Below are 26,785 nucleotides of genomic sequence, written 5' to 3'. Positions count from 1 at the left end.
TGTCGTTATCAGCCAGGAGGGACTGCAATTCAGCCTGTGTATGAATCTTGTTTTTTGCGACAAGAGCGCGTATGAGTTGGTGGCGGTGTTCTGATTTATTCATAATAATGTAACTCCTTTTAGCAAGGTATGGTAAGCGTGGACTGAGCGAGGTCGACAGTCAAGTGGTAGTTTGTATTGTCACGGATGGTGATTTCAAAGTCAGTCGTATAGAGGACTAAACGAAGAGTATCTCTTTCTTTTAGCTTATAAATAGTAGGTTGCAGTTCAAATTGGATATCCATCCATTCATCTGCAGTAATATCCTCTACTAACAGTAAATCATTTCTATTCTGTAAATTAAGGTAACCTTTTGTCACGACTCGTTGTGCATCTGGTCTAAATGGCAATTCACAGAGATTTTCCAACATGTGGTAGCGTCCATTATCAATGGTTTTAGCACTTAAAACAGCTGGATAAGGTTGTAGGTATTTCTTTTGTCCAAGTTCCAGTAGTTGAGCAGATAAGAGCCCCTTGTTTGTACTGGATTTGATACGAAGATTGAGCTGAGCGCGACCGTTCAAGTGAAGATTCTTAGTCACAGGAATGTCAATAGTAATTTGATTTGTTTTTCCTTGATAGAGTTCCGTATTGAAGGTCTGGTAGGTCTTACCATAGCGCTCAAAATCCTCATCTGGGTACTGGTTTTGAATGACTGTCTCTTCTTGACCAAGTGATAAGGTTTCAAAGTTATCTTGCTCACCGAAGGTATCAAGTGATAACCAAGTCTGAGGAGCGGTATTGTCCTGCCAGATAATGGTCGGAAGCTGAAAATCTGTATCTTGTCCCAGTAATTTTTTAGTCAATAAGGCATTCATGGATTCACGGAAGTCAATTGATTGCCAATTATTCATGTAAACATGGGCGCCATTATGGAAAAAGAGGTGCTTATTTATATGATTAGGAAGGGCATGGAACATCTGGTAAACATGAAGTGGTTTAACATTCCAATCCTGAGAACCATGGGTAAAGACAACCTCTGCCTTTACTTTATGGGCATTGAGTAGATAGTTCCGGTCATGCCAAAACTGATTGTAGTCCCCAGTTTTTCGGTCTAGCTGAGCTTTCACTTTTTCTAAGTCAGCTTGGTGAGCTTCATTGCCACGGATATAGTCGCCAGCTAAGAGATTACGAGAGTAGGTTAGTTCAGCAAGGGAGTCAAAGTCCTCACCTGGATAACCACCTGGGCTAGTTACCAGACCGTTTTCACGGTAGTAGTTGTACCAAGATGAAATGCCAGCCTCGGCAATGATAACTTCTAAACCTTCTACACCTGTAGTGGCAAGGCCGTTTGACATGGTACCTAGATAAGAAAGTCCAGTTGTGGCAACTTTTCCGTTTGACCAGTTAGCTTTGACTTGACGTTGGCGCGTGTGGTCGGTAAAGGCACGGCAACGACCATTGAGCCAGTCTATGACATTTTTATAAGCCTCGATTTGCTGGTAGTCGCCATTAGTCATGAAACCAGTAGAGTCTTTGGTACCAACACCTGACACATAGAGATTAGCAAAACCTCGTGGGAGGAAGTAGTCGTTGAGTGTATAGCTAGAGTTGATGTGACTTAGCTTTTCCTCAGCTTCTGACACAAGCTCAGCTTGGCCTTGAGGTTGGACGAGATTGAGTTGAGGTTCCTCTAGTTCAATCTTATGAGCAGGTTTCACCTCAAGATCGCTCTCCATCTTGTAGAGAGCCTTGTCACTAGCCTTGTCATTTGTTCCCTGATGATAAGGACTGGCTGTCATGATGGCAGGGATTTGTCCCTCATAACGTGGACGAATAATGCTAACCTTGACTAAGTCTGGTAGACCTTTTTGGTCAGTATCGACACGAGACTCAACGTAGACCACTTCACGAATGACATCATGGCTGGAAAAAGTTGCCAAACTCTTGCCGTTAAAGTAGTGGTAGTCATTATCCTCAGGAATAAGACCGTCGCTGACAAGTTGGTCGATAAGAGTATTTCCCTTTTTGGTACGAGTATTGAGTAACTGATAGAGATTTTCAATCAAGTCACCATATACAATAGGAAATCCAGTCTCTTTACGAAAAGCTTCACTATCTTCGAAGTCAATCAAATAAGAAAAGCCTAAAAGTTGAAAGGCGACAGTATAAAAAATATCTGCTGTCAAGTCTTTGTCAGATTTGAAAAAAGTTAATATGTTAGTTTCTTTATCTATAGCTAAGCAGGAGAGTGGATAGTCGGTGTTCTCATAAGTGAAAAATAAGCGACGTAAAAAAGTTTCCAGTAATTCCTTGGGATTGGCTGTGTTTTGTAAATCAAAGCCATATTTTTTTAGTTCAGATAAGATATTTTCTTTTGGAAAAGTGATATAACTATATTGATTAAAACGCATAGAACCTCCATATAGAATGATAGTTAAGGTTATTATATCAAAAAAAAAGCAGAAAGGGAATTGTTAACTGCAAAAGGAAATAATCCAATAAAAATGAATAAAGTGTTAAATTCAATATAGAGAACAGTGTAATAATAGATATAATAGGTATAATATAAAAATTCTAGAAGAGTTATATTATATGTTTTCTATTTTGTATATAATATAGTATAAATATAAAAAATGATGACAAAAATACAAATGAATAGAAAGTAAATTAGTAAGCTGATGAAATGTTTCTCAAGAGCAGCCTTTTATAGGTGAAAATGGTATAATATAGTGAGAAGGATAGAGGAGAAGTGTAAATTGATCGCACAACTAGATACAAAAACAGTCTATAGTTTTATGGAGAGCGTTATTTCGATCGAAAAGTATGTGAGAGCAGCTAAAGAATTCGGCTACACTCATCTGGCTATGATGGATATTGATAATCTTTATGGTGCTTTTGACTTTCTAGAGGTTACAAAAAAATATGGCATTCATCCTTTATTAGGGCTTGAAATGACTGTATTTGTGGATGCTCAGGAAGTGAATCTGCGCTTTTTAGCTCTATCTAGTGTGGGCTATCAGCAGTTAATGAAGCTTTCAACAGCCAAGATGCAGGGGGAGAAAAGTTGGTCAGTTCTATCTCAGTATCTAGAGGATATTGCGGTAATTGTGCCTTATTTTGATGGACTGGAGTTGTTAAATCTAGGCTGTGATTACTATATAGGGGTTTATCCGGAAATACTAGCAAGCGAATTTCATCATCCAATCTTGCCCCTTTATCGGGTCAATGCCTTTGAAAGTAGGGATAGAGAAGTTCTGCAAGTCTTAACAGCAATCAAAGAAAACCTACCGCTCAGAGAAGTCCCTTTGCGCTCGCGACAAGATGTTTTTATATCAGCAAGTTCTTTAGAAAAACTATTCCAAGAACGTTTTCCGCAAGCCTTGGACAATTTAGAAAAACTGATTTCAGGCATTTCTTATGATTTGGATACGAGTCTGAAACTGCCTCGTTTTAACCCAGCTAGACCAGCAGTAGAAGAGTTGAGAGAGCGTGCTGAACTGGGACTTGCTCAGAAGGGTCTGACTAGTAAAGAATATCAAGACCGTCTAGACCAAGAATTGGCTGTTATTCATGATATGGGTTTTGATGATTATTTCTTGGTTGTTTGGGATTTATTGCGTTTTGGACGTTCGAATGGCTATTATATGGGAATGGGACGGGGTTCTGCAGTAGGCAGCTTGGTTTCTTATGCCTTAGATATTACAGGGATTGACCCAGTAAAGAAAAATCTGATTTTTGAACGCTTTCTCAATCGTGAACGCTATACCATGCCTGATATTGATATTGATATCCCTGATATTTATCGTCCAGATTTTATCAGATATGTTGGTAATAAATACGGCAGTCAACATGCTGCACAAATCGTTACTTTTTCTACCTTTGGTGCCAAGCAGGCTCTGCGAGATGTATTGAAACGCTTTGGTGTGCCTGAGTATGAATTATCTGCAATTACTAAGAAAATCAGTTTTCGGGACAATCTTAAGTCGGCCTATGAGGGCAATCTCCAGTTTCGTCAGCAAATCAATAGTAAGTTAGAATACCAAAAAGCCTTTGAGATTGCTTGCAAGATAGAGGGCTATCCAAGACAAACCTCTGTCCATGCGGCTGGTGTTGTAATCAGTGACCAAGATTTGACCAACTACATCCCTCTAAAGCATGGTGATGAAATTCCACTGACTCAGTATGATGCTCATGGAGTTGAGGCTAGCGGACTTTTAAAGATGGACTTTCTGGGGCTGCGAAATTTGACCTTTGTCCAGAAGATGCAAGAGTTGCTTGCTGAAACAGAAGGGATTCATCTGAAAATTGAAGAAATCGATTTGGAAGACAAAGAAACGCTGGCTCTTTTTGCTTCTGGTAATACAAAAGGTATCTTTCAATTTGAGCAACCTGGTGCTATTCGCCTGCTAAAGCGTGTGCAGCCAGTCTGTTTTGAAGATGTCGTAGCAACTACTTCCCTAAATAGACCAGGTGCTAGTGACTACATCAATAATTTTGTGGCAAGAAAGCATGGGCAGGAAGAAGTGACTGTTCTGGATTCAGTACTGGAGGATATTTTGGCTCCAACCTATGGTATCATGCTCTATCAGGAGCAGGTTATGCAGGTTGCCCAGCGATTTGCTGGATTTAGTCTTGGAAAAGCCGATATTTTGCGTCGGGCTATGGGGAAAAAGGATGCCTCTGCCATGCATGAGATGAGGGCTTCCTTTATTCAAGGGGCATTAGAAGCTGGCCATACAGCGGAAAAGGCAGAGCAAGTCTTTGACGTCATGGAGAAGTTTGCAGGTTATGGATTTAACCGATCTCACGCCTATGCCTACTCAGCTTTGGCCTTCCAGTTGGCTTATTTCAAAACGCATTATCCAGCCATCTTTTATCAGGTCATGTTGAATTCTGCCAACAGTGATTACTTAACAGATGCCCTCGAATCAGGCTTTGAAGTGGTGCCTCTGTCCATCAACACCATTCCCTATCATGATAAAATTGCAAACAAGGTCATCTATCTAGGATTGAAATCGATTAAGGGAGTCAGCAAGGATTTGGCACTTTGGATTCTTGAAAATAGACCTTATTCTAACATTGAAGATTTTATAGCTAAATTACCTGATAATTATCTGAAACTCCCTCTGCTAGAACCTTTGGTAAAAGTTGGTCTTTTCGATTTATTTGAAAAAAATCGTCAAAAAGTATTCAATAATTTAGTTAATCTATTTGAATTTGTAAAAGAGTTAGGAAGTTTGTTTGGAGATACTATTTATAATTGGCAGGAATCGGAAGATTGGACGGAACAAGAAAAATTCTATATGGAACAAGAACTTTTAGGAGTAGGAGTTAGCAAACATCCACTACAAGCTATTGCAAGTAAAGCTATTTACCCGATTACCCCAATCGGAGATTTGTCAGAAAATAGCTACGCTATTATTTTGGTTGAAGTTCAGAAAATAAAAGTAATTCGTACCAAAAAGGGTGAAAATATGGCCTTTTTACAGGTGGATGACAGTAAGAAAAAATTGGATGTTACCCTCTTTTCAGACTTATATCGTCAGGTTGGGCAGGAAATAAAAGAGGGAGCCTTCTACTATATAAAAGGAAAAATCCAGTCACGTGATGGCCGTCTGCAAATGATTGCACAAGAAATAAGAGAAGCAGTTGCTGAACGCTTTTGGATACAGGTGAAAAATCATGACTCGGATCAAGAAATTTCGAGAATTTTAGACCAGTATAAAGGTCCAATCCCAGTCATCATCAGGTATGAAGAGGAACAGAAAACAATCGTTTCCCCTCATCATTTTGTAGCTAAATCCAATGAATTAGAAGCGAAATTGAATGAAATCGTTATGAAAACGATTTATCGCTAAAAATACGGAAAATAGAAGAATTTTAAAATCAAATGTGGTATAATCAATATGAATGTTAAGAGAAAAAGGAGCATAAACCAATATGAAACGTATTGCTGTTTTGACTAGTGGCGGAGACGCCCCTGGTATGAACGCTGCTATCCGTGCAGTTGTTCGTCAAGCAATTTCAGAAGGAATGGAAGTGTTTGGTATCTATGATGGGTATGCTGGTATGGTTGCCGGTGAAATTCATCCCCTAGATGCAGCTTCAGTAGGAGACATCATTTCTCGTGGTGGTACTTTCCTTCACTCAGCTCGTTACCCAGAGTTCGCTCAACTTGAAGGGCAACTTAAAGGGATTGAGCAATTGAAAAAACACGGAATTGAAGGTGTAGTTGTTATCGGTGGTGACGGATCTTACCACGGCGCTATGCGTTTGACTGAACATGGCTTCCCAGCTATCGGTCTTCCAGGTACAATCGATAACGATATCGTTGGTACTGACTTCACAATCGGTTTTGACACAGCGGTTACAACTGCTATGGATGCTATCGATAAGATTCGTGATACATCATCAAGTCACCGTCGTACTTTTGTTATTGAAGTTATGGGACGTAACGCTGGTGATATCGCTCTTTGGGCTGGTATTGCAACTGGTGCTGATGAAATCATCATTCCTGAAGAAGGATTCAAGATTGAAGATATCGTAGAAAGCATTAAATGTGGTTATGAGTGTGGTAAAAAACACAATATCATCGTCTTGGCAGAAGGTGTGATGTCAGCAGCTGAATTTGGTAAAAAACTAAAAGAAGCTGGGGATACAAGCGACCTTCGTGTAACAGAACTTGGACATATTCAACGTGGTGGTTCTCCAACTGCGCGTGACCGTGTATTGGCGTCACGTATGGGTGCGCATGCTGTTAAACTTCTTAAAGAAGGTATCGGTGGTGTTGCGGTTGGTATCCGTAACGAAAAAATGGTTGAAAATCCAATTCTTGGTACTGCAGAAGAAGGAGCATTGTTTAGCCTTACTGCTGAAGGTAAGATTGTGGTTAACAACCCACATAAGGCTGACATTGAGCTATCTAGCTTGAATAAGAGCTTGTCATAATTTATAATTTAGTTAATAAGACCAAAAAGGTCATATATATAAAGGAGTCACAAAAATCATGAACAAACGTGTAAAAATCGTTGCAACTTTGGGTCCTGCGGTAGAAATCCGTGGTGGTAAAAAATTCGGTGAGGACGGATACTGGGGTGAAAAACTTGATGTTGAAGCTTCAGCTAAAAACATTGCTAAATTGATTGAAGCTGGTGCTAACACATTCCGTTTCAACTTCTCACACGGTGACCACCAAGAACAAGGTGAGCGTATGGCAACTGTTAAACTTGCTGAAAAACTTGCAGGTAAAAAAGTTGGTTTCCTTCTTGATACAAAAGGACCTGAAATCCGTACAGAATTGTTCGAAGGTGAAGCTAAAGAATATTCATACAAAACTGGTGAAAAAATCCGTGTTGCAACTAAACAAGGAATCAAATCAACTCGTGAAGTGATTGCATTGAACGTTGCTGGTGCTCTTGATATCTATGATGATGTTGAAGTCGGTCATCAAGTTTTGGTCGACGATGGTAAACTTGGTCTTCGTGTGGTTGCTAAAGATGACGCAACTCGTGAATTTGAAGTTGAAGTTGAAAACGATGGTATCATCGCTAAACAAAAAGGTGTGAACATTCCTAACACTAAAATTCCTTTCCCAGCTCTTGCTGAACGCGATAACGACGATATCCGTTTCGGTCTTGAACAAGGTATCAACTTCATCGCGATTTCATTCGTACGTACTGCAAAAGACGTGAACGAAGTTCGTGCAATCTGTGAAGAAACTGGAAACGGACATGTTCAATTGTTCGCTAAAATCGAAAACCAACAAGGTATCGATAACTTGGATGAAATTATTGAAGCTGCTGATGGTATCATGATTGCTCGTGGTGACATGGGTATTGAAGTACCATTCGAAATGGTTCCAGTTTACCAAAAAATGATCATCACTAAAGTGAACGCTGCAGGTAAAGTTGTTATCACTGCAACAAACATGCTTGAAACAATGACTGAAAAACCACGTGCAACTCGTTCAGAAGTATCAGACGTATTTAACGCTGTTATCGACGGAACTGACGCAACAATGCTTTCAGGTGAGTCTGCAAACGGTAAATACCCACTTGAGTCAGTAACTACAATGGCTACAATCGATAAGAACGCTCAAACTCTTCTTAACGAATACGGACGTTTGAATTCAGATTCATTCGAACGTAACTCTAAGACAGAAGTAATGGCTTCAGCTGTTAAAGATGCTGCTAACTCAATGGATATTAAATTGGTTGTAACTCTTACTAAGACAGGTCACACTGCACGTTTGATCTCTAAATACCGTCCAAATGCTGACATCTTGGCATTGACATTCGATGAATTGACAGAACGTGGATTGATGTTGAACTGGGGTGTTATCCCAATGTTGACAGATGCTCCATCTTCAACTGACGATATGTTCGAAATTGCTGAACGTAAAGCAGTTGAAGCAGGTCTTGTACAATCTGGTGACGATATCGTTATCGTAGCTGGTGTACCAGTTGGAGAAGCTGTTCGCACAAATACAATGCGTATCCGTACAGTACGTTAATTAAAATGAAAAAGCCTATCATATCAAGCTCTCTAGCCTGTATGATGGGCTTTTTTGTATATGGGGAAAGTTTTCTACTCTTGATTTAATGCAACTGTAGCTAAAGAGTAAATCGTTGCGTGTTCCATACTTTTTGTGTGATGTGAGTGTAAATACAGAAAAAAAACAACTCCCTGAGTACTCAAGGAGTTATTCCTATCTAAATTAGTTTTTAGAAGCTTCTTGGAATTCTGGGTTTTTCCATGCTTCGTCAATGATAGCTTGTAATTCTTTAGCAGATGCTTGCATTTTTTGAGTTTCTGCGTCGTTCAATGGGATATTTACTGGACGAACGATACCATGTGCACCAACAACAGCTGGTTGACCGATAAAGACGTTCTCAACTCCGTATTGACCTTTTTGGAATACTGAAAGTGGAAGTACTGCGTTTTCATCGTCAAGGATTGCTTTAGTGATACGAGCAAGGGCTACTGCGATACCGTAGTATGTTGCACCTTTTTTGTTGATGATTGTGTAGGCTGCATCACGAACACCTTCGAACAATTCAATCAATTCAGCTTCTTGAACATTTTGAGTGTCTTTAAGGAATTCTTCAAGGTTTACACCAGCGATGTTAGCGTGTGACCAAACAGCGAACTCAGAGTCACCGTGTTCACCCATGATGTAGGCGTGTACTGAACGAGCATCCACATCCAATTTTTCAGCAAGTGCTTGACGGAAACGAGCTGAGTCAAGTGAAGTACCTGAACCGATAACACGTTCTTTAGGGAATCCAGAGAATTTCCAAGTTGAGTAAGTCAAGACGTCAACTGGGTTAGCAGCAACAAGGAAGATACCCTTGAAACCTGATTCAACAACTTGAGTTACGATTGATTTGTTGATAGCAAGGTTTTTACCTACAAGGTCAAGACGAGTTTCACCTGGTTTTTGAGGCGCACCTGCAGTGATCACAACAAGGTCAGCGTCTGCACAGTCAGAGTATTGAGCTGCATAGATTTTTTTAGGTGAAGTGAAGGCAAGGGCGTGACTAAGGTCAAGCGCGTCACCAACAGCTTTTTCATGCAATTGTGGAATTTCGATAATTCCAAGCTCTTGTGCAATTCCTTGGTTAACAAGTGCAAAAGCGTAAGAAGAACCTACAGCACCATCACCGACAAGGATAACTTTTTTGTGTTGTTTAGTTGAAGTCATTATTCTAAACATCTCCTTAATTTTATTCAGGGATTTCCCCAGTTATTTCAATTTTATCACTTTTAAAAAGCTTTGTCACGGATATGCTTTGCAGTTCTTGATGTAAACGTTTTAGCGATTTTAGATACCTGAAATATAGCGAACATTATGGTATAATATAGTTAATTACTAATAGTGAAATGAGGCATTTATTAATGCAGGATAGAAATTTAGTGAATGTCAATCTGACAAAGGAGATGAAGACGAGTTTTATCGATTACGCCATGAGTGTTATCGTAGCGCGGGCTCTTCCTGATGTTCGAGATGGCTTGAAACCTGTTCACCGTCGGATTCTCTATGGAATGAATGAATTGGGTGTTACTCCAGACAAACCCCATAAAAAATCTGCTCGTATTACAGGGGACGTCATGGGTAAATACCACCCACACGGGGATTCCTCTATTTATGAAGCCATGGTCCGTATGGCTCAATGGTGGAGCTACCGTTACATGCTTGTAGATGGTCATGGAAACTTTGGTTCCATGGATGGTGATGGTGCTGCCGCCCAGCGTTATACTGAGGCACGTATGAGCAAGATTGCTCTAGAGATGCTTCGTGATATCAATAAGAATACGGTTGACTTCGTTGATAACTATGATGCCAATGAACGTGAACCCTTGGTCTTGCCAGCGCGCTTTCCTAATCTTTTGGTTAATGGAGCAACTGGTATTGCCGTTGGTATGGCAACTAATATTCCGCCTCACAACTTGGGTGAAACTATTGATGCAGTGAAGTTGGTCATGGACAATCCTGAAGTGACTACCAAGGACTTGATGGAAGTCTTGCCTGGTCCAGATTTTCCAACAGGTGCCCTTGTCATGGGGAAATCAGGCATTCATAAGGCTTATGAAACAGGTAAAGCTTCTATTGTTCTTCGTTCTCGTACTGAAATCGAAGAAACTAAGACTGGCCGTGAGCGCATTGTTGTAACAGAATTTCCTTATATGGTCAACAAAACAAAGGTACATGAGCATATTGTTCGTTTGGTTCAGGAAAAACGGATTGAGGGCATCACAGCAGTACGTGATGAGTCAAACCGTGAAGGTGTTCGATTTGTTATCGAAGTTAAGCGTGATGCGTCTGCTAATGTTATCCTTAATAACCTCTTCAAGATGACCCAAATGCAAACCAACTTTGGTTTCAATATGCTTGCTATCCAAAATGGTGTACCGAAGATTTTATCCCTTCGTCAGATTTTGGATGCTTATATCGAGCACCAAAAAGAAGTAGTTGTTCGTCGGACACGTTTTGATAAGGAAAAAGCGGAAGCACGCGCTCATATCTTAGAAGGTCTCTTAATTGCGCTAGACCATATCGATGAAGTGATTCGTATCATCCGTGCTAGTGAAACGGATGCGGAAGCACAAGCTGAGTTGATGAGTAAATTTAAGCTTTCTGAACGTCAAAGTCAGGCCATCCTAGACATGCGTCTTCGCCGTTTGACGGGATTAGAACGTGATAAGATCCAGTCTGAGTATGATGACCTCTTGGCTCTGATTGCGGATTTGGCGGATATTCTTGCTAAGCCTGAACGTGTTTCTCAAATTATCAAAGACGAATTGGATGAAGTTAAACGTAAATTTTCTGATAAACGCCGTACAGAGTTGATGGTCGGTGAAGTCTTGAGTCTTGAAGATGAAGATTTGATTGAAGAATCGGATGTCTTGATTACCCTTTCTAACAAGGGGTACATCAAACGTCTGGACCAAGCTGAGTTTACTGCTCAAAAACGTGGTGGTCGTGGTGTTCAAGGAACAGGTGTTAAGGATGACGATTTTGTCCGAGAGTTAGTGTCGACTAGCACCCATGATCACCTACTCTTCTTTACAAATAAAGGACGTGTCTATCGCCTGAAGGGTTATGAAATTCCTGAGTATGGTCGGACGGCCAAAGGTTTACCAGTAGTTAATCTCTTGAAATTGGATGAAGGCGAAAGTATTCAGACTATTATCAATGTTGAGTCTGAACGCAGCGATGATGCTTACCTCTTCTTCACAACCCGTCATGGTATTGTGAAGAGAACCAGCGTCAAGGAATTTGCTAACATTCGTCAGAATGGTCTCAAGGCTTTGAACCTCAAGGATGAAGATGAGTTGATTAATGTCTTGTTGACGGAAGAAGATACAGATATTATCATTGGTACCAAGTTTGGTTATGCAGTTCGCTTTAATCAATCAGCCGTTCGTGGCATGAGTCGTATCGCCACAGGTGTGAAAGGTGTGAATCTCCGTGAGGGAGACACAGTAGTTGGTGCTAGCGTAATTACTGATCAAGACGAGGTTCTTATCATTACTGAAAAAGGATATGGTAAGCGTACAGTCGCGACTGAATATCCAACAAAAGGTCGTGGTGGTAAAGGGATGAAGACGGCTAATGTAGCTGAGAAAAATGGTCCTCTATCAGGTCTCTTGACTGTAAAAGGTGATGAAGACTTGATGATTATCACTGATACAGGTGTCATGATTCGAACCAATGTTGCCAATATTTCACAAACAGGACGCTCAACTATGGGAGTTAAAGTAATGCGTCTGGATCAAGATGCTAAAATTGTGACCTTTACTACGGTTGCAGCGGCAGAAAAAGAAGAAGTTGGGACAGAAAATGAAACAGAAGGTGAAGCATAATGTCTCAAAAAAATAATAAGAAGAAAAACAAACGAAAAAATCTACTGACAAATATTCTAGCAGGATTTCTGATACTACTATCAATTGCTTTGATTTTTAATGCTAAAATTCGTGATATTTTCATAGTTTGGAATACCAATAAGTACCAAGTTAGTCAGGTATCAAAAGAAAAAATAGAAGAAAATCAGGATACAGAAGGAAATTTTGATTTTGATTCTGTCAATGCTATCTCTTCTGAAGCGGTTCTAGCTTCTCAATGGGATGCTCAAAAATTACCAGTTATCGGCGGAATTGCAGTTCCTGAATTAGAAATGAATCTGCCAATTTTTAAAGGGCTTGATAATGTCAATCTCTTCTATGGTGCTGGTACGATGAAACGCGATCAAGTGATGGGGAAAGGAAATTATAGTCTAGCTAGTCATCATATTTTTGGTGTCAATAATGCTAATAAAATGTTATTTTCTCCTTTGGATAATGCTAAAAATGGTATGAAGATTTATCTAACTGATAAAAATAAAGTTTATACCTATGAAATCCGTGAAGTCAAACGTGTGACACCGGATCGTGTTGATGAGGTTGATGATAGAGATGGGGTCAATGAAATCACATTAGTAACCTGTGAAGACCTTGCCGCTACAGAACGTATTATTGTAAAAGGCGATTTGAAAGAAACAAAAGATTATTCACAAACATCTGATGAAATCCTAACAGCTTTCAATCAACCGTATAAACAATTTTATTAATACAAATCAGTGAAATCATGGATTTCACTGATTTTTTAAGATTTTCATAAAAAAACTTTTATGAAATACAGAAAACGCTTCCTAAAATCTAAAGTTTGTGATATAATTATCAATAAAAAAGATTTAGAAGTTTATTATGGTTTCTTCAGAATTTATCTCAAAGATTGAATTTGCTTGCAAGAAGAAAGAAAGTCTTTATAGTCAAAGCAAATTTAAGTATGCGATTCGTTCTATGTTCGCAGGTGCATTTTTAACCTTCAGTACAGCTGCTGGTGCAGTTGGGGCTGACTTGATTAATAAAATCGCACCAGGTAGTGGACGTTTCCTCTTCCCATTTGTCTTCGCTTGGGGCTTGGCCTACATTGTTTTCTTGAATGCCGAGTTGGTAACATCAAACATGATGTTCTTGACTGCAGGTAGTTTCTTGAAAAAAATCTCTTGGAGAAAAACAGCTGAGATTTTACTTTACTGTACCTTGTTCAACCTTATCGGGGCCTTGATAGCAGGTTGGGGCTTTGCTCATTCGGCAGCCTATGCACATCTGACTCATGATAGTTTCATATCAGGGGTTGTTGAGATGAAGTTAGGCCGCTCAAATGAATTAGTCTTGCTTGAGGCGATTTTGGCAAATATTTTCGTAAATATTGCGATTCTTTCATTTATTTTGGTCAAAGATGGTGGTGCCAAACTTTGGCTTGTGTTGTCAGCTATTTACATGTTTGTATTCTTAACAAACGAGCACATTGCGGCGAACTTTGCTTCTTTCGCGATTGTAAAATTCAGTGTTGCTGCGGATTCAATTGCTAACTTCGGTGTTGGGAATATGCTTCGTCACTGGGGTGTAACCTTCATTGGAAACTTTATAGGAGGTGGCCTCTTGATGGGTCTCCCATATGCCTTCCTCAATAAAAACGAAGATACTTATGTAGATTAAGAAAATGAGCACGATTGAGTCGTGCTTTTTTCGATTTTCAAAATAAGGTAATAGCTATTTCTTATATCAAAATATAGAAAACTGATATTTGTAAACTATAACTCAAGGTGCTACAATATCCTTAATGAAACTATATGGAGGTCGCCTTATGACTCGTGATTTTAAATTTGAAACCTTACAATTGCATGCTGGGCAAGTAGTTGATCCAGCAACTAAGTCTCGTGCAGTGCCGATTTATCAAACAACATCCTTTGTTTTTGATGACACGCAGGAAGGTGCCGATTTGTTTGCCTTGAGAAAACCAGGGAACATTTATACTCGTATCACCAACCCTACAACATCTGCCTTTGAAGAAAGAATTGCTGCCCTTGAAGGTGGTGTTGGAGCTCTTGCAACAGCATCAGGTATGGCCGCAGTGACTTATACGATTTTGGCACTTGCTCATGCAGGTGACCATGTAGTGGCAGCATCAACTATTTACGGCGGGACCTTCAATCTTTTGAAGGAAACCCTTCCTCGTTATGGTATCACAACAACCTTTGTCGATGTGGATAATTTGGAAGAAGTGGAAGCAGCTATCAATGACAATACTAAACTTGTTCTGATTGAAACCTTGGGTAACCCCTTGATAAACATTCCTGACTTGGAAAAATTGGCTGAGATTGCGCATAGACACCAGATTCCACTCGTTTCAGATAATACCTTTGCTACACCTTATTTGATTAACGTCTTTTCTCACGGTGTAGATATTGCCATTCACTCTGCGACTAAGTTTATCGGTGGACATGGTACGACTATTGGCGGTGTCATCGTGGACAGTGGTCGTTTTGACTGGGCGGCTTCAGGAAAATTCCCTCAATTTGTTGATGAGGACCCAAGTTACCATAATTTGAGCTATACTCGTGATGTGGGTGCAGCAGCCTTTATTATCGCTGTTCGTGTTCAATTGCTCCGTGATACAGGTGCAGCCTTGTCGCCATTTAATGCCTTCCTCTTGCTCCAAGGACTTGAAACCCTTTCACTTCGTGTGGAACGCCATGTTCAAAATGCAGAGAAAATTGTTGATTTCCTTGTCAACCATCCTAAGGTAGAAAAAGTTAACTATCCAAAATTGGCAGATAGTCCTTATCATGCCTTGGCTGAGAAATATTTACCAAAAGGTGTGGGTTCAATCTTTACCTTCCATGTTAAAGGTGGGGAGGCAGAAGCACGCAAGGTAATTGATCATTTAGAAATCTTCTCTGACCTTGCCAATGTGGCAGATGCTAAATCGCTTGTTGTCCATCCAGCGACTACAACACATGGTCAGTTGTCAGAAAAAGACCTTGAAGCAGCAGGTGTCACACCAAACCAAATCCGCTTGTCTATCGGACTTGAAAATGTAGATGATTTGATTGAAGACTTGCGCTTGGCCTTGGAAAAAATTTAAAGAAAAAGAAGATAAACAGTGGGTTTCGACTCACTGTTTTTGATTTTCCCTCAGGCATGATATAATGGTTACAGAAGTCTAGAAAGAGGAAAGATATGAACGAAATCAAATGTCCCAACTGTGGGGAAGTTTTTACAGTAAATGAAAGTCAGTATGCTGAACTTTTATCCCAAGTGAGAACGGCAGAGTTTGATAAGGAACTACATGATCGGATGAAGCAGGAACTGGCCTTGGCTGAGCAAAAGGCCATGAATGAACAACAGTCTAAACTAGCTCAAAAAGACCAAGAAATTGCGCAATTACAGAGTCAAATCCAAAATTTTGATACAGAAAAAGAATTGGCCAAGAAAGAGGTTGAACAGACAAGCCATCAGGCATTATTGGCTAAGGATAAGGAAGTACAGGCCTTGGAAAACCAATTGGCTACCTTGCGTTTGGAACATGAAAATCAGCTACAGAAGACCCTCTCTGACCTAGAAAAAGAACGAGACCAAGTTAAAAACCAGCTTCTTTTACAAGAAAAAGAAAATGAGTTGTCATTGGCTTCTATTAAACAAAACTACGAAGCCCAGCTTAAAGCAGCCAGTGAACAGGTTGAATTTTACAAGAATTTCAAGGCACAGCAGTCTACAAAAGCTATCGGGGAAAGTCTGGAACACTATGCAGAGAGTGAGTTTAACAAGGTCCGCAGTTTTGCCTTTCCAAATGCTTACTTTGAGAAGGATAACAAGGTTTCTGCGCGTGGGTCTAAGGGTGACTTTATCTTCCGTGAATGTGATGAAAATGGGGTCGAAATCATTTCTATCATGTTTGAGATGAAAAATGAAGCGGATGGGACAGAAAAGAAGCACAAGAATGCAGATTTTTACAAGGAGTTAGACAAGGACCGTCGGGAGAAGAACTGTGAGTATGCGGTTTTGGTGACCATGCTTGAAGCTGATAACGACTACTTTAACACAGGGATTGTAGACGTCAGCCATGAGTATGAAAAGATGTATGTGGTTCGTCCTCAATTCTTTATCCAGTTGATTGGGCTCTTGCGAAATGCGGCGCTTAATTCCCTAAAATACAAGCAAGAGCTGGCCTTGGTTCGTGAGCAAAATATCGATATTACACATTTTGAAGAAGACTTGGATGCATTTAAACAAGCCTTTGCCAAGAACTACAACTCAGCTTCGACCAACTTTGGAAAAGCTATTGATGAAATCGATAAGGCCATCAAACGAATGGAAGAGGTTAAGAAATTCCTGACAACATCTGAAAACCAACTCCGTCTAGCTAACAACAAATTAGAAGATGTTTCTGTTAAAAAATTGACCCGTAAAAATCCAACTATGAAAGCAAAGTTTGAAGCATTGAAGGTGGAGTGAGGAAGCAAAAATGAACGGTATTATCAACTTAAAAAAAGAAGCGGGCATGACCTCGCATGATGCGGTTTTTAAACTGCGTAAGATTTTGGGAACCAAGAAAATTGGTCATGGTGGAACCTTGGATCCGGATGTGGTGGGTGTTTTGCCCATTGCGGTTGGCAAGGCGACCCGCATGGTCGAGTTTATGCAGGACGAGGGCAAAGTCTATGAGGGGGAAATCACTCTTGGCTATTCAACGACGACAGAGGATGCCAGTGGGGAAGTGGTCGCAGAGACGCCTGTTTTATCGCACTTGGATGAAAAGCTTGTTGATGAAGTAATTGCTAGCTTGCTTGGGCCTATTAAACAGATTCCGCCTATGTACTCTGCGGTTAAGGTCAATGGTCGCAAGCTCTATGAGTATGCGCGAGCTGGTCAGGAAGTGGAGCGTCCAGAACGTCAGGTTACCATTTATCAATTTGAGCGAACAAGTCCGATTTCTTATGAGGGTCATTTGGCACGTTTTACTTTTCGTGTAAAATGCAGTAAGGGGACTTATATCCGTACCTTATCGGTTGACTTAGGAGACAAGCTTGGTTATGCGGCTCATATGTCATATCTGACTCGAACTAGTGCAGCTGGTTTACAGCTAGAAGACGCTCTTACCTTGGAAGAAATTGCTGAAAGAGTAGAGACTGGTCAACTGGACTTTCTCCATCCTTTAGAGATTGGAACAGGGGACCTTGTCAAAGTTTTCTTAACTCCAGAAGAGGCTACAGAAGTTCGCTTTGGTCGTTTTATTGAGCTAGACCAAACGGACAAAGAACTGGCTGCTTTTGAAGGAGATAAATTGCGAGCCATTCTAGAAAAGCGAGACAATCTCTACAAGCCAAGGAAGGTTTTTAGCTAGTCTAACTGAGGTGTAGGGATTGGAAATGTTTCCCTTAGACTATTCAAACCAGACTATAAATTTTGCAAAAAATGTGATAGAATAGACCACGGATAAAAAACGGAGGATAGCATGCAAAATAGACCAATCATTATCGGAGTGACAGGTGGTTCTGGTGGTGGTAAAACCAGTGTTTCAAGAGCCATTTTATCGCATTTCCCAGATGAAAAGATTTCCATGATTGAGCATGATTCGTACTACAAGGATCAGTCTCATTTGACCTTTGAAGAGCGTGTCAAAACCAACTATGACCATCCTTTTGCCTTTGATACAGACTTGATGGTTGAGCAGATTAAGGAATTGTTGGCGGGTCGTCCGGTGGACATCCCGACTTATGACTATACAGAGCATACACGAAGCAACAAGACCTATCGTCAAGAGCCTCAAGATGTCTTTATCGTTGAGGGGATTTTGGTCTTGGAGGACAAGCGCCTACGTGATTTGATGGATATCAAGATTTTTGTGGATACGGATGATGATGTGCGCATTATTCGTCGGATCAAGCGTGATATGGAAGAGCGTGGCCGTAGCCTTGATAGCGTCATTGACCAGTACTTAGGTGTGGTTAAACCTATGTATCATCAGTTTATCGAGCCAACCAAGCGGTATGCTGATATTGTCATTCCTGAAGGGGTTAGCAATACAGTTGCTATTGACCTGTTGACGACCAAGATTGCAAAGATTTTGGAAGAAGCTCGAAATAGTAAATAAACAGAAGAATTAGATTTAAGTAAATTTATTGTATATGTATTAAGTTTGGAATATAAATAATCAAAAGAAACTAAGTTTTCTCTAAATCGTTCTAAGAAAGAGTGAGTAATATGAACAAAAACTCAGTAAAATTTGGATTAGCAAGCGCATGCTTAACTTCTGCTATCTTATTTGGGGTACATACAGTTGAAGCCTCTGACCAATCTTCAAACATTCAACAAAACGAGTCTGATAGTTATGGAAAAGATTTAACTACGTATAAGGCAGAAACAACAAAATATGAATTAGATAAGAAAGCATATGAAGCAGAACTTAAAGCCTACAATGAAAGTGTGGCTAAATATGAAGCGGACAAGGCTGAGTACGATAAGGCGAAGGCTGAATATGACAAAGTGTTAGCTACAAACAAAGAGATACTTACAAAATACGAAAGTGACCTTTCGGAATACAATAAACAAAAAGCTGAGGCGGACAAGGTAAAAGCTGAATACGAAAAACTTAAAGCTGAGTGGGATGCTAAAAAAGCACAATATGAAAAAGATAAAGCGGCCTATGACAAAGCTCAAACTGACTATAATATGGTCAAAGCTGATTATGACGCTAAACTCGCAACATACAATACAAAACTTGCAGAATACAATAAACAAGTTAAATCTAATGAAGCTGCTGATAAAATTGAAAACGATAAACGTAGAGCAGAATATAACGAAAAATTGAAAAAATTCGAAGAAGAATCGAAGAAACCAGGTCGTTTTGCAAGCGAAGAAAAAAACTATTTGATTTTCGTTAAAGAACCAAATGCTAAAATCAGCATAGAAGTTAAAGATACTGGTGATACTGGTGCTTTAGCAATGTTGAAATATACTCAGAAAGACGGAAGTTTTTGGAAACTAAATCATAAAAAGTTGAGTAGCGACCAATTATCAGATGAAGCATTAGCAAAAAATAATTTGACAGATAAGATCATCAAACGATGGGATGAAACAGTAACAGGTTATCGAGAATACGGCAAAGACCCACATATCACCACATATCCTGTCATTGCCAAAAAAGATAGACCGTTTACCGTGACTTACACAAACTTAGAGAACACCACATACGATAAGAAAAAAGTCACACGTATTGATTATGAATACACTGTCTTAGAGACTGGTAGTTCTGTTGATACAATGCAAATTTCTCCTGCCTACGATCCAACTATTTCAGTATCAATCTATGGTGATTTCAGAAAACATGGATATAGTACAAGAGTTCGTATGAAACCAACTCTATATCTTGAAGATGGAACGAAAGTGATTCCAACAAAAGAAAAACCAGTTATGTTTGCAGTGAGTTCTATGAATACAGGATGGCATGGTTATAGTGACAATTCGTATTATTTCGCAGACAATAAGGATATGTTTAAGGAATTCTATGGGAAATCAGGAGTTTATGACGAATACTTAAATGACGAATTTAAGAAACTGTATAACGTAGACCTCGAAACAGCATCAAAACCCGGCGGATTATTGAGTGATCCTTCCAAACGTCAAGAGTGGAATACAAAAAAAGCAGAAATGAAAACAGCATACGTAAAAGATGAAGAAGAGTACAAAAAAGATGGTTTCAAAAAAGTCAAAGATTATATGACTAACAAATATGGATCCAATGTGAATACATGGCCTAGTACCTATCGTGAAATTGTGTATGCTATTCATAATGCTTCATTTATCAAATTGAATGAATCTTTTGTCTATAAACATGATGATGGATTTTATGCCGATAAAACATTAGATGAAATTAACAGTGGAAACCCGGTATGGGATAACCAAGAATCACCTTACAAATACAAAGGTGCAGGTGTTATAAAAGTGACAGAAGATGGCTTCTATTTGGAATTTGGTGCAACCGTCCCATTCACTCAATTATTCGGAATCAACACGGCTATCGTTGACGAATATATTGATGTGAAACCGAAACTAGAATTGGTTGAAACACCAAAACCAACGCCACCAACGAAACCAGTTGAACCAAAACAACCAGAACTTAAAGAACCAACACCATTAGGAGTTGTTCCAAAAGAACCAAACAAGTTCGATAAAGAAAAACCAGTGAAACCTGACTTGAAAGAACCAAAAGCTCCAACCCCACCGGTTAAGCCTGACTTGAAAGAACCAACGCCACCAACGAGACCAGTGGAGCCACCAAAAGTGGAGAAACCAGTAAAACCTGTTGAACCACCAAAAGTGGAGAAACCAGTAAAACCTGTTGAACCACCAAAAATGGTGAAACCAACAAAACAAGTTGAGACATCAAAAGAGGAGATACCAACGAAACTAGTTGAGCCACCAAAAGAGGAAAAACCAACATTGCCACGTACGAGGAGTGCGTCGGACATGAGTATGACTGTGGTTGGGTTATTAACAACTTTAGCATCATTCTTTGTGTTTACTAAACGTAAAGATGAAAGTAACAAATAGTTATCAAGGTTTTGTCGAAAAGATTTAAGCAGAAGTCAAAAGTTCACTTTTAAAATATCAAAAAAACGAGTATATCCGTAATGGGAGATACTCGTTTTCTTATGCCATAAGCTGTCAGATATTTGTTGTAAACCTATTATTTATTTTTCTCTCATAATGGTACATAAATGGAGATTTTTAGGCATATTTTTGGTATAATAATACTCATGAACGAGCAAAAAAATGAATAGTAGGTGGAGATGGAAAAGTATTTATCAGTAACAACTTTGACCAAGTATCTGAAAATGAAATTCGATAAAGACCCTTACTTGGAACGGGTCTATTTAACTGGTCAAGTTTCCAACTTTCGTAAACGACCTACTCACCAATATTTCTCCCTAAAAGATGACCATGCAGTTATTCAAGCGACCATCTGGTCTGGGATTTATCAGAAATTAGGCTTCGACCTGGAAGAAGGGATGAAAATCAATGTGATTGGGCGTGTGCAGGTCTATGAACCAAGTGGTAGCTACTCCATCATCATAGAAAAGGCTGAGCCTGATGGAGTTGGTGCGCTTGCGATTCAGTTTGAACAACTCAAGAAAAAATTGACAGAAGAAGGCTTATTTCAAGAACGCTTCAAGCAACCTCTGCCCCAATTTTCTAAGAGAATTGGTGTAGTGACCAGTCGCAGTGGAGCCGTTATTCGAGATATTATCACGACCGTCAGCAGACGCTTTCCAGGTGTAGATATCCTTCTTTATCCGACCAAGGTTCAAGGTGAAGGGGCTGCTGAGGAAATTGCTCGAAATATTGCGCGTGCTAATCAAGGGGACGATTTGGACTTGCTCATTATTGGTCGTGGTGGTGGTTCCATCGAGGATCTCTGGGCCTTTAACGAAGAGATTGTGGTGCGGGCTATTTTTGAATCTCGCTTGCCAATCATTTCTAGTGTTGGGCATGAGACGGATGTGACCTTGGCAGATTTTGTAGCGGATCGTCGGGCGGCAACGCCAACGGCTGCTGCTGAACTAGCAACACCTGTGACCAAGTTGGATCTATTAGCTCATTTGCAAAATCAGGAAAAACGGATGGCAACGACAGTCCGAAATGTCCTATCGAAGAAACAAGAAGCTTTGAAAAAATGCAGTCAGTCTGTTATCTTTAGACAGCCAGAGCGTTTGTATGATGGCTATATGCAACGCTTGGATCAACTGCAATTGCGTTTGAAACAAAGTTTACGAACAAGGATTTCTGATAGCAACCAATTAGTACAAGCAAGGACGCATCGACTGGTTCAGTTATCACCTGTTACCAAAATCCAACGTTATCAAGACCGTCTAGGCCAGTTGGATAAGCTCCTCCGTAGCCAAATGGCTTTGGTTTATGATGCCAAGGTTGCTGAAGTCAAGCGACTTTCAGAAGCCTTACTGATGTTGGATACCAGTCGAATCGTGGCGCGTGGTTATGCAATTGTCAAAAAAGAAGAGTCCGTAGTTGATTCGGTTGAAAATTTGAAGAAAAAAGACCAAGTGACGCTTTTGATGCGGGATGGTCAAGTAGAATTAGAGGTTAAAGATGTCAAAACAAAAGAAATTTGAGGAAAATCTAGCAGAACTGGAGACCATCGTCCAAAGTTTGGAAAATGGTGAAATTGCTTTGGAAGATGCGATTACTGCCTTTCAAAAGGGCATGGTCTTGTCAAAAGAGCTCCAAGCGACGCTGGACAAGGCTGAAAAGACCTTAGTCAAGGTTATGCAAGAAGACGGAACAGAAAGTGATTTTGAATGAAAAAGCAAGAAAAATTAGCTCTTGTCGAGTCGGCCTTGGAAAACTTTTATGGCGACCAGCAGTTTGCCTCTAGTTTACGAGAGTCTGTTCTCTATTCTATTCATGCTGGTGGCAAGCGTATTCGGCCTTTTCTTCTGTTAGAAGTTCTGGAAGCCTTGCAGGTGGCTATTAAACCAGCACATGCACAGGTGGCTGCGGCCTTGGAGATGATTCATACAGGGAGTTTGATTCATGATGATCTTCCTGCCATGGATGATGATGATTACCGTCGAGGGCGTTTGACCAACCATAAGAAATTCGGTGAAGCTATGGCCATTTTGGCTGGAGATGCTTTGTTCCTAGATCCCTATGCCTTGATAGCGCAGGCAGATTTGCCAAGTCAGATTAAGGTGGACTTGATTGCCAACTTATCTCTTGCTTCAGGAAGTCTAGGCATGGTAGCAGGGCAAGTTTTGGATATGGAGGGAGAACGCCAGCATTTGTCTTTGGAAGAACTCCAGACTATTCATGCTAATAAGACTGGAAAACTGCTAGCATATCCCTTTCAAGCAGCTGCCCTCATAGCCGAGTTGGCACCTGAAATACAAGCAAAACTGAAAACTGTTGGTGAATTGATTGGGCTTGCCTTTCAAGTCAGAGATGATGTGCTAGATGTGACAGCTACTTTTGAAGAAATTGGCAAAACACCACAAAAGGATCTACAGGCAGAAAAATCAACCTATCCTGCTTTGTTGGGCTTGGAAGAGGCTATTGCCTTTTGTAACCAGACTTTGGATCAAGCTAATGCCAAATTAAAAGAAATTGCCCAGCAGGTTCCCTTTGAAACAGAATCGATTGTAAAAGTAGTAGAAAGTTTGAGAATCAATGGCTAAGGAAAGAGTGGATGTACTAGCTTATAAACAGGGTTTGTTTGAAACGCGAGAACAGGCCAAGCGTGGTGTCATGGCTGGTCTAGTCGTAGCAGTTCTTAACGGAGAACGATTTGACAAACCGGGAGAGAAAATTCCAGATGACACCGAGCTAAAACTCAAGGGGGAGAAACTCAAGTATGTCAGCCGTGGTGGCTTGAAACTGGAAAAGGCCTTGCAGGTCTTTGATTTGTCAGTGGATGGCGCGACCACAATTGATATCGGTGCTTCTACTGGAGGTTTTACCGATGTCATGTTGCAGAATGGTGTTGAACTTGTCTTTGCAGTTGATGTTGGTACCAATCAGTTGGCTTGGAAATTACGCCAAGACCCACGGGTTGTCAGTATGGAACAGTTTAATTTCCGCTATGCTGAAAAGACTGATTTCGAGCAGGAGCCGAGCTTTGCCAGTATTGATGTAAGCTTCATTTCCCTCAGTCTGATTTTGCCGGCCTTGCACCGTGTCTTGACAGATCAAGGGCAGGTCGTGGCTTTAGTTAAGCCTCAGTTTGAGGCAGGTCGTGAGCAGATTGGGAAAAATGGAATCATTCGCGATGCCAAGGTGCACCAGAATGTCCTTGAATCTGTCACAGCTATGGCAGTAGAGGAAGGATTTTCAGTCCTTGGATTGGACTTTTCTCCCATCCAAGGTGGACATGGAAATATTGAGTTTTTAGCGTATTTGAAAAAAGAAGAGTCAGCAAGCAATCAGGTTCTTGCTGAGATTGAAGAAGTAGTAGAGAGGGCGCATAGTCAATTTAAAAATGAATAAAAAAGAGAGACTTGAAAAAATTAGACGATTTGTGACAGATTATCAAATCGGTACGCAAGAAGAAATAGTAGAACATTTGAAAGAGGCAGGTATCACTGCCACTCAGGCAACGGTATCACGAGATATCAAAGAGCTGGGCATTGTCAAAATTCCTTTGAGAGACAACACCTATGTCTACGAATTGCCAAAATCAATCGTAAAAAGTTTGCAACTGGCTGAAGACAATATCGAATCGGCAGAATTGATGGATAAGATGATCAATCTCCAAGTGATTCCAGGAAATACGGCTTTTGTAAAAGCTCAGTTAATCGAGATTTTTGCGAACAAGATTTTTAGCTGTTTGGCTGATGATAGCTCGATTTTAGTTATTGCCAGAAGTGAAAGTCTAGCTGAGGAAATCTTTGAACAAGTAAAAAATTGGTAGGTCTATATGTTACTTGAAATTTCGATAAAAAACTTTGCCATTATTGAGGCTATTTCCCTCAATTTTGAAAAGGGGATGACTGTCCTGACTGGTGAAACGGGTGCAGGGAAGTCGATTATCATTGATGCCATGAATATGATGTTGGGGGCTCGTGCTACGACAGATGTTATTCGTCACGGTGCGCCAAAGGCAGAGATTGAGGGGCTTTTCTCAGTTGAGAATAGTCGCCTTTTACAGGAAATTTTTGATGAGCAAGGTTTGGAAATGGGTGATGAAATTATCATCCGTCGAGAAATTCTGCAAAATGGTCGTAGTATCAGCCGTGTGAATGGTCAGATGGTTAATCTGTCTGTTTTGCGCGCTATTGGGCAACATCTGGTAGATATTCATGGTCAGCATGACCAAGAGGAGTTAATGCGTCCCCAACTTCATATCCAGATGTTGGATGAATTCGGTGACGTAGCTTTTTGGGACTTAAAAGAAACCTATCAAACGAGTTTTGATGCCTACCGTAAAATGCGTAAGCAGGTTCTGGAAGTCAAGAAAAACCAACAAGAACATAAGGCACGTATCGAAATGTTGGAATTTCAAATGGCAGAGATTGAGGCAGCAAATTTGCAGGCTGGAGAAGATTTGGCTCTCAATCAAGAGAGAGAAAAACTGCTCAACCATAAAAATATTGCGGATACGCTGACCAATGCCTACAGTATGTTGGACAATGAAGAGTTCTCGAGTCTGGCCAATGTTCGTTCGGCCATGAATGACATGGAAAGTGTTGAAGAGTATGACCCTGAATACCGTGAAATTTCAAGCTCTCTGTCTGAGACCTACTATGTTTTAGAAGACATTAGCAAGCGTCTGGAAGCTATTATTGAGGACCTTGATTTTGACGGCAATCGTCTCATGCAGGTTGAGAATCGTTTGGATCTCCTTCATACCATTACCCGTAAGTATGGTGGGACTGTGGACGATGTCTTGCTTTATTTTGCCAAGATTACAGAAGAATACAATCTCTTGACAGGAAATAACCTTTCATCTGAGGACATGGAAGCAGAGCTTAAAAAATTAGAAGTCAATCTTGTTAATTTGGCAGGTCAGCTTGCATCTGCTCGTCATGACTTGGCTCAGCAATTAGAATCTGAGATTAAACAAGAACTGCAAGACCTTTATATGGAAAAAGCCCAGTTTCAGGTTCGTTTTAGCAAGGGAAAATTCAGCCGTGAGGGCAATGAAATGGTTGAGTTTTATATTTCAACCAACCCTGGTGAAGACTTTAAACCCTTGGTCAAGGTTGCGTCTGGTGGGGAATTATCTCGTCTCATGTTAGCCATTAAGTCTGCCTTTTCACGTAAAGAAGGTAAGACTAGTATTGTATTTGATGAGGTTGATACGGGAGTTTCAGGTCGTGTAGCTCAGGCTATTGCGCAGAAGATTCACAAGATTGGCCAGCATGGTCAGGTTCTAGCTATTTCCCATTTGCCACAAGTGATTGCGATTGCGGATTATCAATTCTTTATTGAGAAGATTAGCAATGAGCATTCAACAGTTTCGACTGTTCGTCTCTTGACGGTTGAAGAGCGAGTGGAGGAAGTTGCTAAGATGTTGGCAGGTGATGATGTGACGGAAGCAGCCCTGACGCAAGCTAGAGAATTGTTGAGAAACAGGGAGAAATAAGATGACAGACTATTATGTTATTGGAGATGTTCACGGAAAAGCTGGGATGCTAGAAGACCTTCTCAAAACATGGGATGGTCAGACCCAGTTGCTTTTTCTAGGGGACTTGATTGACCGTGGTGAAGATAGTCGCCGTGTCCTTGAAATGGTCAAGGACTTGGTTGATAATCAAGGGGCAATCTGTTTGTCAGGAAACCATGAGTATATGTTTCTGACTTGGCTAGATGACCCAGAAGAAAGTTATGACCACTATCGTCGCAATGGTGGAGATACAACCATTAACTCTATCCTAGGTCGTCCCTTGGATGCATCAGT

20 protein-coding genes are annotated in these 26,785 nt (G+C 40.4%); 18 read left to right on the top strand and 2 right to left on the bottom strand.

Going from position 1 to position 26,785, the window contains the following annotated elements; translation table 11 throughout:
* Positions 1–119: 119 nt before the first annotated feature.
* Positions 120–2,393, bottom strand: coding sequence for a Xaa-Pro dipeptidyl-peptidase (locus SMIDD28_RS04135; RefSeq protein ID WP_061424923.1), 2,274 nt, complete (start codon positions 2,391–2,393; stop codon positions 120–122).
* Between the two features lie 345 nt (positions 2,394–2,738).
* On the opposite strand from SMIDD28_RS04135, the gene SMIDD28_RS04130 reads away from it, so the two are divergent.
* From SMIDD28_RS04130 to pyk, 3 genes are all read left to right on the top strand, one after another.
* Complete coding sequence (locus SMIDD28_RS04130; RefSeq protein ID WP_061424921.1) at positions 2,739–5,840, top strand: DNA polymerase III subunit alpha; 3,102 nt, start codon at positions 2,739–2,741, stop codon at positions 5,838–5,840.
* 82 nt (positions 5,841–5,922) lie between these two features.
* A complete protein-coding gene (gene pfkA / locus SMIDD28_RS04125) occupies positions 5,923–6,930 on the top strand; it encodes a 6-phosphofructokinase (protein ID WP_000820862.1) in 1,008 nt (335 codons plus the stop codon).
* Positions 6,931–6,988: 58 nt separating this feature from the next.
* A complete protein-coding gene (gene pyk / locus SMIDD28_RS04120; RefSeq protein ID WP_061424918.1) occupies positions 6,989–8,494 on the top strand; it encodes a pyruvate kinase in 1,506 nt (501 codons plus the stop codon).
* Between the two features lie 204 nt (positions 8,495–8,698).
* On the opposite strand, the gene SMIDD28_RS04115 is transcribed toward pyk, so the two are convergent.
* Entirely contained in the window at positions 8,699–9,685 is a 987-nt protein-coding gene (locus SMIDD28_RS04115; RefSeq protein WP_061424917.1) for an L-lactate dehydrogenase, read from the bottom strand.
* Positions 9,686–9,879: 194 nt separating this feature from the next.
* On the opposite strand from SMIDD28_RS04115, the gene gyrA reads away from it, so the two are divergent.
* From gyrA to SMIDD28_RS12105, 15 genes are all read left to right on the top strand, one after another.
* On the top strand, positions 9,880–12,348 hold the full coding sequence (gyrA, locus tag SMIDD28_RS04110; RefSeq protein WP_061424916.1) for a DNA gyrase subunit A: 2,469 nt from the start codon (positions 9,880–9,882) through the stop codon (positions 12,346–12,348).
* A complete protein-coding gene (srtA, locus tag SMIDD28_RS04105; RefSeq protein ID WP_050307590.1) occupies positions 12,348–13,091 on the top strand; it encodes a sortase SrtA in 744 nt (247 codons plus the stop codon). Before gyrA ends, srtA begins: the two co-directional genes overlap by 1 nt.
* A gap of 136 nt (positions 13,092–13,227) precedes the next feature.
* Complete coding sequence (locus tag SMIDD28_RS04100) at positions 13,228–14,025, top strand: formate/nitrite transporter family protein (RefSeq protein ID WP_061424915.1); 798 nt, start codon at positions 13,228–13,230, stop codon at positions 14,023–14,025.
* A 148-nt stretch (positions 14,026–14,173) separates the two neighbouring features.
* Positions 14,174–15,454, top strand: a complete 1,281-nt coding sequence (locus SMIDD28_RS04095) for an O-acetylhomoserine aminocarboxypropyltransferase/cysteine synthase family protein (protein WP_061424914.1) — start codon at positions 14,174–14,176, stop codon at positions 15,452–15,454.
* A 95-nt stretch (positions 15,455–15,549) separates the two neighbouring features.
* Complete coding sequence (locus SMIDD28_RS04090; protein ID WP_061424912.1) at positions 15,550–16,824, top strand: DUF2130 domain-containing protein; 1,275 nt, start codon at positions 15,550–15,552, stop codon at positions 16,822–16,824.
* 10 nt (positions 16,825–16,834) lie between these two features.
* The gene (gene truB / locus SMIDD28_RS04085; RefSeq protein WP_061424910.1) at positions 16,835–17,713 is read left to right on the top strand and encodes a tRNA pseudouridine(55) synthase TruB; all 879 of its coding nucleotides are present in this window, start codon (positions 16,835–16,837) and stop codon (positions 17,711–17,713) included.
* A 111-nt stretch (positions 17,714–17,824) separates the two neighbouring features.
* Complete coding sequence (gene udk, locus SMIDD28_RS04080; protein WP_061424902.1) at positions 17,825–18,463, top strand: uridine kinase; 639 nt, start codon at positions 17,825–17,827, stop codon at positions 18,461–18,463.
* Between the two features lie 110 nt (positions 18,464–18,573).
* A complete protein-coding gene (locus SMIDD28_RS04075) occupies positions 18,574–20,922 on the top strand; it encodes a GbpC/Spa domain-containing protein (protein WP_061424900.1) in 2,349 nt (782 codons plus the stop codon).
* 239 nt (positions 20,923–21,161) lie between these two features.
* Positions 21,162–22,502, top strand: coding sequence for an exodeoxyribonuclease VII large subunit (gene xseA, locus SMIDD28_RS04070; protein ID WP_061424898.1), 1,341 nt, complete (start codon positions 21,162–21,164; stop codon positions 22,500–22,502).
* On the top strand, positions 22,480–22,692 hold the full coding sequence (locus SMIDD28_RS04065) for an exodeoxyribonuclease VII small subunit (protein WP_000043230.1): 213 nt from the start codon (positions 22,480–22,482) through the stop codon (positions 22,690–22,692). Before xseA ends, SMIDD28_RS04065 begins: the two co-directional genes overlap by 23 nt.
* Positions 22,689–23,564, top strand: coding sequence for a polyprenyl synthetase family protein (locus tag SMIDD28_RS04060; RefSeq protein WP_061424896.1), 876 nt, complete (start codon positions 22,689–22,691; stop codon positions 23,562–23,564). The genes SMIDD28_RS04065 and SMIDD28_RS04060 overlap by 4 nt, the downstream gene beginning before the upstream one ends.
* Complete coding sequence (locus SMIDD28_RS04055; protein WP_061424894.1) at positions 23,557–24,372, top strand: TlyA family RNA methyltransferase; 816 nt, start codon at positions 23,557–23,559, stop codon at positions 24,370–24,372. Before SMIDD28_RS04060 ends, SMIDD28_RS04055 begins: the two co-directional genes overlap by 8 nt.
* Positions 24,365–24,796 (top strand): arginine repressor, encoded by a 432-nt coding sequence (locus SMIDD28_RS04050; RefSeq protein WP_061424891.1) that lies wholly within the window; start codon positions 24,365–24,367, stop codon positions 24,794–24,796. The genes SMIDD28_RS04055 and SMIDD28_RS04050 overlap by 8 nt, the downstream gene beginning before the upstream one ends.
* Positions 24,797–24,802: 6 nt before the next feature.
* Positions 24,803–26,470, top strand: a complete 1,668-nt coding sequence (recN, locus tag SMIDD28_RS04045; RefSeq protein WP_061424890.1) for a DNA repair protein RecN — start codon at positions 24,803–24,805, stop codon at positions 26,468–26,470.
* Between the two features lies 1 nt (position 26,471).
* On the top strand, positions 26,472–26,785 hold a 314-nt coding region (locus tag SMIDD28_RS12105; RefSeq protein WP_231075157.1), incomplete at its 3' end, for a metallophosphoesterase.

It is taken from the genome of Streptococcus mitis (assembly GCF_001579045.1).
GTDB lineage: Bacteria > Bacillota > Bacilli > Lactobacillales > Streptococcaceae > Streptococcus > Streptococcus mitis_D.
This window is presented reverse-complemented; position numbering and strand designations above follow the sequence as displayed.

What these genes read in the sequence shown, in the direction of transcription:
- SMIDD28_RS04135 (WP_061424923.1), bottom strand. Translation starts at nt 2,393, where the DNA reads ATGCGTTTTAATCAATATAGTTATATCACTTTTCCAAAAGAAAATATC.
- pfkA (WP_000820862.1), top strand. Translation starts at nt 5,923, where the DNA reads ATGAAACGTATTGCTGTTTTGACTAGTGGCGGAGACGCCCCTGGTATG.
- udk (WP_061424902.1), top strand. Translation starts at nt 17,825, where the DNA reads ATGCAAAATAGACCAATCATTATCGGAGTGACAGGTGGTTCTGGTGGT.
- truB (WP_061424910.1), top strand. Translation starts at nt 16,835, where the DNA reads ATGAACGGTATTATCAACTTAAAAAAAGAAGCGGGCATGACCTCGCAT.
- gyrA (WP_061424916.1), top strand. Translation starts at nt 9,880, where the DNA reads ATGCAGGATAGAAATTTAGTGAATGTCAATCTGACAAAGGAGATGAAG.
- SMIDD28_RS04050 (WP_061424891.1), top strand. Translation starts at nt 24,365, where the DNA reads ATGAATAAAAAAGAGAGACTTGAAAAAATTAGACGATTTGTGACAGAT.
- SMIDD28_RS04090 (WP_061424912.1), top strand. Translation starts at nt 15,550, where the DNA reads ATGAACGAAATCAAATGTCCCAACTGTGGGGAAGTTTTTACAGTAAAT.
- SMIDD28_RS04095 (WP_061424914.1), top strand. Translation starts at nt 14,174, where the DNA reads ATGACTCGTGATTTTAAATTTGAAACCTTACAATTGCATGCTGGGCAA.
- xseA (WP_061424898.1), top strand. Translation starts at nt 21,162, where the DNA reads ATGGAAAAGTATTTATCAGTAACAACTTTGACCAAGTATCTGAAAATG.
- pyk (WP_061424918.1), top strand. Translation starts at nt 6,989, where the DNA reads ATGAACAAACGTGTAAAAATCGTTGCAACTTTGGGTCCTGCGGTAGAA.
- srtA (WP_050307590.1), top strand. Translation starts at nt 12,348, where the DNA reads ATGTCTCAAAAAAATAATAAGAAGAAAAACAAACGAAAAAATCTACTG.
- SMIDD28_RS04060 (WP_061424896.1), top strand. Translation starts at nt 22,689, where the DNA reads ATGAAAAAGCAAGAAAAATTAGCTCTTGTCGAGTCGGCCTTGGAAAAC.
- SMIDD28_RS04100 (WP_061424915.1), top strand. Translation starts at nt 13,228, where the DNA reads ATGGTTTCTTCAGAATTTATCTCAAAGATTGAATTTGCTTGCAAGAAG.
- SMIDD28_RS04115 (WP_061424917.1), bottom strand. Translation starts at nt 9,685, where the DNA reads ATGACTTCAACTAAACAACACAAAAAAGTTATCCTTGTCGGTGATGGT.
- SMIDD28_RS04065 (WP_000043230.1), top strand. Translation starts at nt 22,480, where the DNA reads ATGTCAAAACAAAAGAAATTTGAGGAAAATCTAGCAGAACTGGAGACC.
- recN (WP_061424890.1), top strand. Translation starts at nt 24,803, where the DNA reads ATGTTACTTGAAATTTCGATAAAAAACTTTGCCATTATTGAGGCTATT.
- SMIDD28_RS04055 (WP_061424894.1), top strand. Translation starts at nt 23,557, where the DNA reads ATGGCTAAGGAAAGAGTGGATGTACTAGCTTATAAACAGGGTTTGTTT.
- SMIDD28_RS04075 (WP_061424900.1), top strand. Translation starts at nt 18,574, where the DNA reads ATGAACAAAAACTCAGTAAAATTTGGATTAGCAAGCGCATGCTTAACT.